At 35.5% G+C, this 13,910-nt stretch carries 14 protein-coding genes; 11 read left to right on the top strand and 3 right to left on the bottom strand.

Going from position 1 to position 13,910, the window contains the following annotated elements; all coding sequences use genetic code 11:
* Positions 1–18 precede the first annotated feature (18 nt).
* Together ACIQ7N_RS19255 and ACIQ7N_RS19250 are read right to left on the bottom strand one after the other, a co-directional pair.
* The gene (locus tag ACIQ7N_RS19255) at positions 19–1,251 is read right to left on the bottom strand and encodes an MFS transporter (RefSeq protein ID WP_402935126.1); all 1,233 of its coding nucleotides are present in this window, start codon (positions 1,249–1,251) and stop codon (positions 19–21) included.
* A 74-nt stretch (positions 1,252–1,325) separates the two neighbouring features.
* Positions 1,326–1,955 carry a LysE family translocator gene (locus ACIQ7N_RS19250; RefSeq protein ID WP_402935123.1) on the bottom strand — a complete coding sequence of 210 codons (630 nt, stop codon included), beginning with the start codon at positions 1,953–1,955 and terminating at the stop codon, positions 1,326–1,328.
* A 446-nt stretch (positions 1,956–2,401) separates the two neighbouring features.
* Between ACIQ7N_RS19250 and tlp the strand changes: the two genes are divergently transcribed.
* On the top strand, positions 2,402–2,638 hold the full coding sequence (tlp, locus tag ACIQ7N_RS19245) for a small acid-soluble spore protein Tlp (protein ID WP_402935120.1): 237 nt from the start codon (positions 2,402–2,404) through the stop codon (positions 2,636–2,638).
* A 426-nt stretch (positions 2,639–3,064) separates the two neighbouring features.
* Here tlp and ACIQ7N_RS19240 read toward each other — a convergent pair whose 3' ends face one another.
* Entirely contained in the window at positions 3,065–3,541 is a 477-nt protein-coding gene (locus tag ACIQ7N_RS19240; protein WP_402935117.1) for a GNAT family N-acetyltransferase, read from the bottom strand.
* Between the two features lie 140 nt (positions 3,542–3,681).
* Between ACIQ7N_RS19240 and ACIQ7N_RS19235 the strand changes: the two genes are divergently transcribed.
* From ACIQ7N_RS19235 to ACIQ7N_RS19190, 10 genes are all read left to right on the top strand, one after another.
* Complete coding sequence (locus ACIQ7N_RS19235) at positions 3,682–4,110, top strand: GNAT family N-acetyltransferase (protein ID WP_402935114.1); 429 nt, start codon at positions 3,682–3,684, stop codon at positions 4,108–4,110.
* A gap of 367 nt (positions 4,111–4,477) precedes the next feature.
* Entirely contained in the window at positions 4,478–4,816 is a 339-nt protein-coding gene (locus tag ACIQ7N_RS19230; RefSeq protein WP_248716172.1) for a magnetosome magnetite crystal formation protein family, read from the top strand.
* A 12-nt stretch (positions 4,817–4,828) separates the two neighbouring features.
* A complete protein-coding gene (locus tag ACIQ7N_RS19225) occupies positions 4,829–5,590 on the top strand; it encodes a MerR family transcriptional regulator (RefSeq protein WP_402935112.1) in 762 nt (253 codons plus the stop codon).
* Positions 5,591–6,302: 712 nt separating this feature from the next.
* The gene (locus ACIQ7N_RS19220; protein WP_402935109.1) at positions 6,303–6,851 is read left to right on the top strand and encodes a hypothetical protein; all 549 of its coding nucleotides are present in this window, start codon (positions 6,303–6,305) and stop codon (positions 6,849–6,851) included.
* Between the two features lie 265 nt (positions 6,852–7,116).
* Positions 7,117–8,178 carry a suppressor of fused domain protein gene (locus tag ACIQ7N_RS19215; protein ID WP_248719206.1) on the top strand — a complete coding sequence of 354 codons (1,062 nt, stop codon included), beginning with the start codon at positions 7,117–7,119 and terminating at the stop codon, positions 8,176–8,178.
* A 703-nt stretch (positions 8,179–8,881) separates the two neighbouring features.
* Entirely contained in the window at positions 8,882–9,316 is a 435-nt protein-coding gene (locus ACIQ7N_RS19210; protein WP_402935105.1) for a GNAT family N-acetyltransferase, read from the top strand.
* Positions 9,317–9,326: 10 nt separating this feature from the next.
* On the top strand, positions 9,327–9,806 hold the full coding sequence (locus ACIQ7N_RS19205; protein ID WP_402935102.1) for a nucleoside 2-deoxyribosyltransferase: 480 nt from the start codon (positions 9,327–9,329) through the stop codon (positions 9,804–9,806).
* A 12-nt stretch (positions 9,807–9,818) separates the two neighbouring features.
* Positions 9,819–10,136: a YbjQ family protein gene (locus tag ACIQ7N_RS19200; RefSeq protein ID WP_400934923.1), complete on the top strand. Its 318-nt coding sequence runs from the start codon at positions 9,819–9,821 to the stop codon at positions 10,134–10,136.
* 465 nt (positions 10,137–10,601) lie between these two features.
* Positions 10,602–11,579, top strand: a complete 978-nt coding sequence (locus tag ACIQ7N_RS19195; protein ID WP_248716167.1) for a helix-turn-helix transcriptional regulator — start codon at positions 10,602–10,604, stop codon at positions 11,577–11,579.
* Between the two features lie 173 nt (positions 11,580–11,752).
* Entirely contained in the window at positions 11,753–13,441 is a 1,689-nt protein-coding gene (locus tag ACIQ7N_RS19190; RefSeq protein ID WP_402935098.1) for an AAA family ATPase, read from the top strand.
* Positions 13,442–13,910 lie beyond the last annotated feature (469 nt).

Raw genomic sequence — 13,910 nt, 5'->3', positions numbered from 1 at the left:
CTGTCAGGTCCTTATTTTTTATGCTGTTTCATTGGTTTTTTCAATATCTTCTACTTTGATAAACTTCAAGACAACAAACAGGAGAATGAATCCCAATACACCTGCCGTAATATAGCTGACATTGAGATAGCTTTTCATGACAAGTGACATAATAGGAGGGCCGGCTGCAACGCCTATAAATCGTGCCGAGCTGTAAAAAGAGGATACTGTTCCTCTTAACTCTTTTCCAATATTGTCAGTAATAATTGTATCAAGCGCAGGCAATAGTGCACCGATAGCAATCCCCGCTATACACGTTACGACTAATAAAAGAATTAGTTTTTTGCTTGTAAACCCAACGAAGACAATACTGACAGACATTGCAATCAAGGAGGCAATAATTATTTTTTTAATCCTTCCCAGGTTTCCTTTAATTTTTCGACCGGATATAAATGAAGCTATACAAAGTAATAAAAGCGGGATGGCCAAGACAAACCCTTTTTTAATACCTTTTATATCATGAACTTTTTCGAGGTTTTCTGACAAGAAAAATAGCATACCAAATAATATAAGCATCACAAGGACCCCATTAAGGAATACGGTATACAACCATTTTCCTTCCTCCTTGAAAACTTTTTTTGTATTACGTAAAAACTCTTTGAACTTCAATGGTTCATCATCATCTTTAGGAGCTTTAACGAAGAAAAAAATAAGTACAATCGAAATCAGACTAAGCGCTGAAATGGAAAAGAAGGGCAGAAACCATAAAAAAGCGGCAAATATTGAACCTAAAATGGGACTTAACACTTTCCCAAACGTGTTAGATGTTTCAATTATCCCTAATGTAGAACTTATTTTTTCGTCATCATCCTGATAAAGATCACCTACAAGAGGCAATACGATTGGCATGGCACCAGCCGCCCCTATTCCCTGGACAATCCTTCCAGCAATAATCATTGCGTACGGGTCATCCATTTTCCATGAAGCAAATCCGGCAATCAGACCACCGATTAATGCTAAAATTAAGCTCGGTAATATTACTATTTTTCTGCCAAAGCGGTCCGATAAATAGCCAGCTACTGGGATGAGAAAAATCGCTGCGACTGAATAGCTTGTTATGATCATGCTTGACTGAAATGATGTTATCCCGACCTTATCTTCCAGTTTCGGGAGCACGGGAATAAGCATCGAATTTCCCAGTGTCATGATGAGCGGAATAGAAGTCAAACTTACAATACACCAGACACTTACATTAACCTTCTCTTTGGGCATTACCACACCTCGACAAATATTCTTTTAAAGGTATGGTTTCCTTTCATGTTCATTTTATGCGCTGTTGCCTGAGTTTATTGGAATAACACTCGGTAAGCCTGCTTGCCAAAGTAGATCCCGAAACCAATCATTAATAAGGCTGAGATAAAAGAGACCGTTTTCAAAAGCTTTGTGGATAATAATTTTCGAGCGACACTGGATAAAAAGGCATAAATAAAATCCACTAAAATAATGCCAAACAAAACGGCGATACTTACCAAAATGATTTTATACCCTGTAGAGCCATCAACCGTTTTTGCAAGTATGGAGCCGTATATTCCTAGCCAGAAAAGGATGGTTAGCGGATTCAAAAAAGACATGAAAAAACCGGCCATCATGGATTGTCTCAGTCGTGTTCTTTTACCGGTTTTCGAATCCATCTCAATTTTATGTAGCGACAGTAAATTTTCGATACCGGTGTACAAAAGAACAAAACAGCCGAAAGACCAAAGTATTGTTTTCAACCAGATGGAATTGATAAATTGTCCAATTCCAAAATATACGATAAACATATATATAATGTCGGTCAATATGGCACCCAGACTAAAAAACCATGCATGAAAAAAGCCATTTTTTAAACCTGTATTTAATAGGACAGTCTTAACAGGTCCAATTGTTGCAGCCATTGATAGTCCTAAAAAGATATAGGTAAATATAGAATCCATAAAATAGCCTCCAATTATCAAATGTACTTGCATTTTATTCGAAGGCAATGACTTTTAGGACAATTAAAAAGGACAATTCTAATAGGATTTTAGGATTTGTTTCTCTGTATTAGAGGTAATTTTTTAACATAATTATTTCAGTGTCAGCTTTTTTTCATGTTTAATTAGGATAAATATATAGTTGGAGAATGGTAACCATAAAATAGAGAACATGCGGATATAATATATCCTTAATGCGCATGCTGAACTGATTATAAGGGGAACTTTTATTAAATACTTTACGAGGAACGAATAATTCTGTTGTACAATGAAAGTTATTTTATATAATCTCATGTTTACTATAAGTGGAAATAAAAAGGTAGCATTCTTCTTAGTAAAAATTAGTACACATAGGAACATTCTAAATTAGCCAACCTAGATTTATGTCAAAATTTTAGGAGGTTACCATGGCTAATTCAAGACACTCAAAACCGGATGATAGATCCAATAACGTTGAACGAATCCGTGATATCGTTAAAAACACTGAAGAAAAACTTCGTGAAGCGGAAATTAGTTTGGAGTTTGCAGACCCTATGCAAAGTGAAATGATTAAAGAAAAAAATAAGCGACGTCAAAAGTCAATTGAAGGATTAAAAGAAGAAATGAAAGATGAAATGGCAGCTCGTAAAAAAGGAGAAGTGTAGAATTGGAGACTTAGGGATAAATGTATCTCCATTCTTTTTAAAAAAGTGATTGCCTAAAAAGGCAGATGGTTTAGAGTTCTGTAATGGACCTCTACATAGCCATCTGCTTTTATTATGAGGTTGTAATAAAGGTATAGCTGTTGATGACGGTGGGGGCAGCATGTTCCCAAGCAGTTTATAGTGTGGAAGCAAGAGAGCTACTATGAGAACTTACAAAATAGAGGAATACTTTATTTCTAAATAAAAATATTATGTAAACTACGGGAGAGAACTTGAAAATTTGAAAGTGGAATAATTCAATTGGAACATCCAAAAGAGTATAATTTGTCGTTGGCATTTTTTCTTTAAATAGCCGATTGTCAAAACCGCAGAAAAAAATCACTCATGTCATAACGAGTGATTTTTGAGAATTCATATCTACATTTATTAAATGGCTAGGTTCATAACAATTTGCTCACCAATACGTCCCATTTTTCTTTCCCCGTTATCGACAAAGCCAGCCTTTAAATACAAATTTTGAGCTGGAATATTTTTATGATTAACGACTAAAACAACTTCATTATATTCTTTAAATTCCCTCTTCATAAATTCAGACAATGCTAACATCCCTTTTTTGGCGTACCCGTTTCCTTGTTGTTTATGGTCAATAGATAATGCAGTAAGCAGCATAGCATTTGGATTATTAGAGTATTCTTTTACTCTTTCTGTTGCATATAGGACAAAAAATCCTACAGGTACATGGTCACTCAAAATAACAATCGGATATTGACCAACCATCTCTATAGAAATCTCTTTTGGAAGGGCAGTAAATTGCCTTTGTTCTTCCGGAAGCTCAAAGGCATTCAAAATAGCCACATACTCTTCTGAGAAATGTGCTAATTCAATGGTGTTCGTTTTTTGCATAAAATTGCCTCCTTTTTTATCATTTTAATATCAGAACAAACGTTCGTCAAGAGACTTAATTTATAAATGGTATGTAATCTCTTTAGTTTGATGGTTAAATATAGTTAATCAACATTAAAAGAGAAAATAGGGGGCGTAAAATGGTTTTACTTAAATATGACGTAGAGGAAAACGAGCTAACAATGTTAAAAGAAGTTTATCAATCAGTAGGGTGGATGAAACATGATGAACGTATAATAAAAAAAGTTTTCAATGCAAGTACACATCAAGTTTTCGCAGTAAAAGATCATAAAATTATAGGTTTTGCGAGAGCTCTTTCAGATGGAATATTTAATGCTGCGATTTATGATGTTGTAGTACATAAAAATTATCAAAGAAGCGGGATAGCTAAAATTCTTTTAGAGGATATCATCGACCAATTAGAGGATGTTTCTTGTATTCAGCTAATTGCAACAACAGGAAATGAACCTTTTTACGAAAAGATCGGCTTTAAAAAATTGAAAACTGGTATGGCCATATATAAAAATCCACAACTAGCAGAGGAGTATTTGGAAAGCAATAATCCATGAGGAAGAGAATACAAAAAAAGCTGTAGCGTACGGTATCGCTACAGCTCAATTTGACTTGCTTAGGTTAGTCAGTAAAGCGATTATATCATACAATAGAGCAAACTAAAAATAACAACAGCTATATTTGATAAAGTATTTAACATAAGGAAAACTTTAAAGAAATCACTTGTTTTCAATTAAATACTTCGCTACCTTATTTGAAGTTAATCACCTAAACAAAGATACCGAACCAAACGTGAATTCTTGTGTTTAATGAAAAAAATTATCCTTTGTCCTTGAATCTCCAGTAGCGTTACCTTTTATGATGAATTTAGTTACTAACTTTAAATGGTAACAATTAAAAATATGCTATTGGAGGAAAAGCACAGTGAAAAAAGAGAGTATATTAAACAGAGGATTGGCAAGTTTAATGCACCTGTTCTCGCTATTATTAACCTTTATTTTACCTATATTGGTATACTTAGTATCAAGGAATAGGAATAAATATTTTGCTGACCATGCAAAAGAGGGAATGAACCTTCATTTTACTTTCTTCCCAGTTTTTTTGTTACTAACTTTTATGTCTAAAAAATGGAGCGCAGTTTCAATCCTGTCTTTTGCACTTATTATTCTTGAAACAATATTAATTTTAATTGCAGCAATTTATACTTTAAATGGAAAAAAGTTTTCTTATCCCGTTATACGATACTTTAAAGTCAATCATTAAGGAGAGAATAATTTGTCGGAGAAAGGTATTTTTACGATAGGTCAACTTGTGCAAACGTCTGGTGTTAGTATTAGAACCCTTCGATATTATGACAGCATCGACCTATTGAAACCAAGTGATTATACAGAGGGTGGACATAGATTATATACTACAGAGGATCTATCTACTTTACAAAACATTAAGTCATTACAGTTTCTAGGCTTGTCGCTAAAGGAAATTAAAGACATACTACAAAAAAACACTGTTAAAGGTGAAATTATCTTAAAATCTTTAAACGCAAAAAAACAGTTATTTGAAGCCAAAAAGCTTGAAATTATAAATATATTATCTGATATAAATCACCTTATTGAAACAGTGAAAGATGAGGAAATCATTAATATCGAGATATTTTGTGCTATGCTTCAAAAATTAATGTTTGCTGAAAATACTGAAACATGGTTTAAAGAACACTTTTCAGATATAACTGATGAATTATTTAGTATAAATAAATCCGAAGAAATCGATCTAGATAAAAAATGGACTAAAGTTCTATCAAAAATTAAACATTTAACATTTATAGAAGCAATACCTTCTTCAAAAGAATCTCAAGAAACTGTTAAAACACTTCTGCAACTTATGAATGAAACATTGAAAGGAAATTTAGATTTGGTTGAGAAAAAGCTACCATTCACAGAATCATTCAAATTTCCCAATCCTTTTACAGAAAAGGAGCAAATATTTTTAAAAGAAGCGATACGTATATACCAAAATAATTGTGCCAACACCAGGCAATAAAAAAGCCAGTTGAAAATTGCTAGTATGAAAATTAACCCCCAATTACGCCAGCGATTGGGGGTTAATGGAAATTTGATATAAGTCATGATTCTAGACACAAAAAAGTTAAGTTTTGATTTTGTGGCAACCACTATGGAGTGTTCCACATCCCTGTGTAGCTAGTCAAAGAGCCCTTTGACAGGGATGTAGAATGAAAAACTCAGGGGGTTACGCCAAAAATATAAAGGGGAAGACCTTGTACTCCTTAAGTTTAAGCTGTAACCGTTATATTCTTTCGCATTCATCTGGTGTTAGATAATCGATTCCTTGTGGAAGGCACGTTAGACAGTTGACTGAATCGACATACCAGAGTGATAAGCCCCTCTACAGTTTGTTTTAATTCTTTATTGTATCGTTTTTGACGCTATGCTACATTCAAATTTTTAAGCTCCTATAAAGCCTCAAACTTTACACCACACACATCGGCAATCATATTTAAAATTTCTTGTACATACCTATACTTAAATTCTTAGTAAAAATCAGTAAATCACAAGATGGCGTAAAAACATAAGTCTAAAAGTATTTTATTGATGAAAATTAAGAAAATTTTCATTTTTTTCTAAGAAAAAAGTCAACTTCTTTAGCTATACTTATAAAAAAAGGAAATTTATGAAACCGTTTGAATATTTAAAACGTATTGGTAGTGTGGAAGAATATTGAAGTGGGTGAGGACATGGCATATACCATTTACATAGTATTAACAAAGACAGGTACATTATTATCAAAAGCTATAGGCATGTATACTGGAAAAGAGATGAATCATGCGTCCATTGCTTTTGATGAGGAACTTTTTGAAATGTATAGCTTTGGACGTAGACAATTAAATAATCCTTTAAGTGGGGGCTTTTTGCAAGAGGATGCAGAAAGAGGGCTATTTGAAACAGCTGATTGTGTAATTTATCGTTGTAAAATATCTCAGTATCAATACTTAGAGATGATGAAAATCGTACGTTATATGTATTGGAATCGTGATCGCTATAAATATAATTTTATCGGGCTCTTTGGCGTTATGATGCAAAAGGAGGTACGAAGAGAGCGTGCTTATTTTTGCTCACAATTTGTAGCGACTCTTTTAAAGGTTGGTGGGCTGAAAGTTTATCAAAACCCAGCATTAATGACACCCCATTGTATTGCACAATTACCTTATTTAGAAAAAGTATATGCTGGGAAGCTTGCAGATTACTTACAAAGTGTGCGTTCACCAGCTATGTTATACGGTTAAGGCGAAATCTTGAAGCATTCAACTTATTTTATCCACGCTAAAATAACGCCTCGCCGCATGTAGATATCCGTTGAGGCTTCATATTTAGGCATGTCTCTACAGATTGCCATAGGATTTAATAACTTGCACTCAATATCCACCACCGATTAATAAAAAAGTCTAGTAATATTAGAGGTACTAAACTAGGTATTATTCTCTTTGGAGTGTGTTATATACTTTATAGTATAATTATAGGTAATATAGAAATACGTAGGGGGCGTTGATGATGAGCGAAGAAGTAAATGCATATGGTTGGGATGCGATTGATCAGGAATTATTAAAAGTTTACGGAGGACAGGAGCCGAAGCATTATGGAACTGTTATTCCATATTTATTAGGGGGAGAAGATCCACTTGAAGGAATCAGCGCCTATAAGAGTGAGACACCAGTTCCACACTGGCATTTTGTAACTTATGGATTTTCCGAGTTATATGAAAAAGAATCTGAAGATGCGAAATACAGCGGATATGGGTTTGAGTTAACATTTCGTCTTGCTCGAAATGAAGATGAGGAGGAGCCACCAGCGTGGGCGCTAAATTTGCTGCAAAACATGGGAAGATATGTTTTTGACAGTGGCAATGTTTTCAGAGCAGGCGATTATTTGGATGCTAATGGGCCAATCTGCGAAGGTGCTGATACGCTTTTAACGGCGCTTGCATATACGTTAGATCCCGAGTTACCTGCTATTGATACACCAAATGGACAAGTGGAGTTTATTCAAATGGTAGGGATTACAGGCGATGAGCTTGAGGCGATGCAAACTTGGAATACGATTGGTGTACTAAAGGCAGGTCTAGAATATATCCCGAGCTATGTTACTGACTTATCTCGTGCATCTCTTTTACAGATTTCATCCATTGCTGAAGCGGTAGAAAAAGGAATGGCGGAAGAAGGCTCAAACACTGGCTATTTATTTGTGGACCAACTAGCTTGGGAGCAGGGGAAAACAGGGTTGTTCAGCAAACCGCTTAATAAGTTGACGCTAGGGGCAAAGCAAGCAGGAATAATCGGTAAACTATTACGCGGACGGATTTTAAAAGGGAAAAGGCTAACCTTAGTTGGTCGAGAAATCCGAGTTGTTTTTGAGCCAGGAGAAAAATGTGGCTATAGAGTAGAGGAAGCGGATGTTACCATAACTTTAAATGAAAAGGCAGTTATGGAACTCCATCAAAACTTGATGCCACAAGAAAAAGAATTTGAATTATCTTCAATACCGGAACTTTCACTCTTAATTGAAAAAACATATATTAAAGATCAGCAAGGAAACATTGTGGAAACAATCGGATGATAGAATATAATCTCCCGCTAAAACGAACAAAATATCCAAATGATATGAGTTTGGGTTCGTATAAAAGTGGGAGGTTTTTTATTATTTTGGGACGAAACGTGGATGCTGGCGATATATCGGTTTACTCGAATCAAAGGATGATTACCGTAAGGGTGTGGAAAAGATACCTTTTTTTGTCAATAGAAACCTAGAGAGGCATAGATAACTATTGACAGATGAAGCTTTCAGTAAAGGGGGAGCTGTTGAAGCGAATAAACAGATGAAAAGAGCATTAAAAACAGTGATATTGCCGAAGAGCATTTAGAGAAAATATCATACCGCAAGGATTTCTTTCCCGTTTATTGGATAAATGACATGAGTATTGGATACCAGCATTTTTATGTTAAAGCTACGCATTTGCCTACAGGGAAGATTCCTACCTCCCCGTATTTCGGCGACAATAGAGGAGAATGGGTGTCACGTGGCCGTACCCGTTGTTAATATCTTGGAAAGGTTACCACCTGACTTAACCGTTAGCCTAAGAAACTGTTCTGTTATCACAAACTATATCGTAATATTCATTATTTAATTCGCCTGTTCGATAGGATAAACACTTAGCACTGTATAAAGGACGTTATCTTTTTCCAGAAAAACAATACTGCAATGTTCAACCTTATAGTTCGAGCTTTTCTGCTATAATGAATGACTGATAGGGGTGATAAAAATGCATATCGTCATAATTGAAGGCGTACCATATGATTGGTTGAAGCAATTACAGGAAATTCATGCACATGTATTTGATGGGGCAAATCTACCACTAGAAAAACTTGAAAGTAAAGAAGGACTTATTTGTTTATTAGCAGTAGAAAATAAAGATATCCTAGGCTTTAAACTAGGCTATACACATCCTGATGGCGTTTTTTACAGTTGGTTAGGCGGTGTCCATGAAAAGAAACGGAGTCAAGGTATTGCCAGTCAATTGATGGGGCGACAGCATGAACATATACAGGCACTTGGATTTAAAAAAGTTCGTACATATGGTAGAAATGAGCGAAAAGCAATGCTTATCACAAATCTTAAACATGGATTTGATATTATTTCCACTTTTGTGGATAAGAAAAATCGACATAAAATCGTGTTTGAAAAAACATTGGAATAGGAGTTTTATTATGAAGGCATACTTAGCAAATGGATTATTTTCTTTAGGAGATCGTTTAGTCAACGAGCAACTCGCTGCGGCAATTAGAGAGGCAGTACCAGGTATTGAATTATACGTACCACAGGAGAATGATGCGATAAATGATAAAGCGGCATATGCTGATAGTTTGGCGATTGCGCAAGCGGATTTAGAGATGCTGCAAAATAGCGATGTATTAGTGGCCGTTTTAGATGGGGTTGAGATTGATTCAGGTGTAGCAGCAGAGATTGGAGCATTTGCGATGTTAAATCGACCAATCGTAGGCGTCTTTACAGATGTTCGTCAACAAGGCCGGGATAATATGATGAAAATAGAAGCACTTATACACGACGGGGTTGAAAATCAGTTTGTTTATCGCAATTTATTTGTGATTGGCTTAATTAAGCGCACGGGAGTGATTACGACTTCCATTACTGAAGCTGTTAAAGCCGTTGAAAAATATAAAAAATAGGAGGGCTCTTGTATGTTACTATCAACCACAGATATTATAGCAGGAAAAGAAATTGTAGAAACTATAGGTTTAGTAAAAGGTAATTCGGTACAATCGAGAAATATTGGCCGCGATATGATGGCTGGACTTCGCAATATTGTCGGAGGAGAGATGAAGGAGTATGCAGAAATGCTCACTCGCTCTCGAGAAATTGCCACACAAGCTATGGAAGAAGAAGCAAGAAGACTAGGGGCAAATGGGATTGTTGCGGTAAGATTTTCAACATCATCGGTCATGGACGGCACATCAGAAGTATTAGCGTATGGAACTGCAGTAAGAGTAAAGGAATAATCCGCTAAAGACTCTGTCTAGGCTACAAATTTTCGCATAAATACTCATTTTGCTGAAGTTTCGTTTTATCTCAAAAAATTCTATGTGACATGGTTGATTGGCTTTCGCGCAGAGCAAAGCTTCCTGAGGTGTCCGAGGCCGCTGATGCCCGATGAGTCGCTCAGTCTCAGCGGTAGCAACAACAAAATGCTCAGTTGGAACGGAAATCAAACTTTCACTTTGCTGAAGAGCAACATGACATTGGTATTTCATTGATATAATAATGAAGGACTTCAATCACCGAGATTGAGGTCCTTTTTATCTGCTTATACGGAATTAACTGTAAAAATAAAGTGAATTATAACAAAAGTATAGAATGTCATGCCAATTATACCAATAAAATAGAAATTATGTAGTTAAAAGGACTAATAGTGTCCAACTCTTTTTGTATAATAGAAAAGTAACTTTGAAGAGAGAGTGGGATATATGGTAGATTCACAACAACACAAAGGCTATCGCGTCATTTCGATGTTTGACAGACTAATGGATGGTCAAGGAATTAACAAAAAACAAGAAGCAATTACACATAATGTTGGTGAAAAAACCATACAACGGGATTTGAATGAAATTCGAGCGTACCTAGAAAAAGCTAAATTGGATTGCCATTTAGAATATGTGCGGACTGAAAAGGTGTACAGGCTGACAAATAAAGGAGAAAGTATTTTATCAAAGGAGCAAGTTTTAGCGATTGTTAAAATTCTCATCGAATCAAGGGCACTCCTAAAATCAGAAATGAGTGATATTATAGATAAGCTTATTTCGATTGTTGCGGCTGATAAGCAGGAGTTTATTCACAATATTATTTTAAACGAAAAGCATTTGTACGTAGATTTAAATCATAAAAAGTCTTTACTGCCTTTAATCTGGGTTCTATCAGAGGCGGTTCAAAAAAAGAAGATCATTAAAATTGATTATTTACGTGAAGGTGAAACAATTCCTACAGAAAGGATTTTAAAACCACTTGCCGTCATTTTCTCGGAATACTACTTTTATTTAATTGCTTATGATAATAAGCATGAAAAGGATTTGCCCATTGTTTATAGAGTTGACCGAATTCAACATTTTTGTGAGCTTGATAAAAAATTCCAAATACCATATGCCGAACGTTTTCAAGAAGGAGAATTTCGCAAACGTATTCAGTTTATGCATGCAGGCGAGCTAATGCGTATGAAATTTATCTTTAAAGGACCGTCCCCACAAGCTGTGTTAGATCGTTTGCCAACAGCAAAAATATTATCTAAAAAAGATGGGCAATATTTATTTGAAGCAGAAGTTTTTGGACATGGTATTAAAATGTGGTTGCTGAGCCAAGGGGCAGACATTGAAGTGTTAGAGCCAATTGAGCTTAGAGAAGAGATGATTGAAACGATTCAATCGATGCAACAAAATTATCGCTATATATAAAAACAAAAAATAAGGTAAAAATCCGTGTAGATACTAATCGAAGCGGATTTTTACCTTATAAGAATGTAATTTCTTAAAAAAATACCTTGCGAATTCCGAAAATTCGCACATAAGTATTCTTTTCCACGCTATAATTGAACATATACTGAACATGGATAAAGGGTGGCAATCAAATGACATATAATCATGAAGAAAAAGATATATTGTATCCAGATGGTACATTAATGTATCGTGGCGGCGTGAAGAAAAATGACTTTGGACATGACATATATGATGGGAAAGGTACGCTATTTGACCAAGAAGGGGAGCTGTTATTCGAGGGGGAATTCACCAATCATATGAAGCAAGGTAATGGCATTATGTATTTAAAAGGTCAAATGATTTATCAAGGCGAATTTATTCAAAATAAAAAACAAGGTAATGGTATTTTATATAAGGATGGTCAAGTATATTACGAGGGACATTTTCGTAATGATTTAATGGATGGTTACGGGATTTTGTATTATGAGGAAGATGCTATTGCTCCATTTAAAGAGCTTCGTACTAAGTATCCGCATTTAAATCAGCCGCAATATGAAGGTGATTTTGTCCATGGCATGAAGAAAGGCAAGGGAAAACAATACTATCCAAGTGGTTTTTTACAATATGAAGGTGATTTTATCTGGAACCATATGCAAGGTGCCGGAAAGCTTTACTTCACACCAGAATCGCCAAGTGCTGAGGAACTTGCAAATGGTGTAACAATGCTTCAATATGAAGGTTATTTCTTTGAGGATATGAAACATGGAAAAGGTAAGAACTATTCTCGTCAAGGTGTGCTAGTATCGGAGGGGCAGTTTAAAGAGGATGCTATGACGGGACATGGTACTCTTTACTATACTAATGGACAGGCTTCCTATATCGGAGAACTTGTAAATGGAGATAAGCACGGTCGAGGAGATTATTTCAATGAAGAGGGGAAAATTATTTATAGCGGTGAATTTATTAACGGTGAACGTTTACGAATAACACCAGAAATAGAGCGAGAAATTGAAAAATTACAGAAGCAACTGGATGGACTTGTAGGACTTCCAAATGCCAAAAAGGAATTACATAATCTTATTAACTTCATTAAAATTCAAAGCTTGCGTGTCGACCATGGTTTAACAAGCTTCCCAATCACCTATCATCTAGTGTTCTCTGGAAATCCAGGTACAGGAAAAACAACAGTGGCACGTATTATAGGCCAAATATATAAACATCTTGGTGTACTCTCAAGCGGACATTTTGTGGAAACAGATCGTGCAGGTTTAGTAGCAGGATATGTTGGTCAGACGGCTTTGAAGGTCCAAGAAGTAGTAAATAAAGCAAAGGGCGGCGTGCTTTTTATAGATGAAGCCTATTCACTAGTTAATGATAAACAGGACGCTTTTGGTAAAGAAGCGATTGATAGTCTATTAAAGTCGATGGAGGATTTACGCGATGATTTAGTTGTGATCGTTGCTGGTTATACAGAGCTCATGGAGGAATTTTTACTTGCCAATCCAGGTTTTAAATCACGCTTCAATCATTTTGTGCAGTTTGATAATTTTAGCACGGATGAGCTTTATGATATTTTTGCCATGCTATGTAAAAATAATGATTACAAGTATGGTGACGTATTTGCACATCATATGAAGGAGCAATTGCATCAAATTCCAGTCGAATCTATTCCAAACTTTTCGAACGGTCGCTATATTCGAAACCTATTTGAAAAGCTCGTAACTATTCAGTCAAACCGCTTAATTCAACAGAAAACTATTTCAAGAGAAGAACTAATGGAGTTTACAGAGAAAGATATTTTACAAGGCATTGCAGAAAATCTATTTGATAATACATTTTAGCTTCTTTCAGAGAATGTCCGCTAAGACGGAGGAACTCAGTCTAAGAACGTACGCCCTGTGGCAATTTATCTGTGCGAAAGCGAAGCACGAAAGCAACAACACATGACTGAAGTGACCAACTTCGTTGCAGCCGCTACGTTGCACAACGCTTTCGCGCAAAAAACATTTGCTGCAGCCTCTTCGCTTTCGTGCAAAAAACATCTGCTGCTGTCGCTTCGCTTTCGCGCAAAAAACATATGCAGGTCAAAGCACAAAGCCGATTCTGGACGCAATTATGCCTCGGCATAATTAATAAGTGGCATTAAGGTCAAGTAATTAAAAAACTTGGCATTAGCAATAAACAAAGTGATTTGAAATAGGAATGTAACCAAAAAAAGCACAGTGGTGAAATGTCAACCGAAAAAAACATCATAATTGGAAATTTCTAAGCACACTAACACCTAAAATTAATTTTTTATGCGCACTTAAA

Source organism: Lysinibacillus sp. NPDC095746 (genome assembly GCF_044763535.1).
Taxonomy (GTDB): Bacteria; Bacillota; Bacilli; order Bacillales_A; family Planococcaceae; genus Lysinibacillus.
This window is presented reverse-complemented; position numbering and strand designations above follow the sequence as displayed.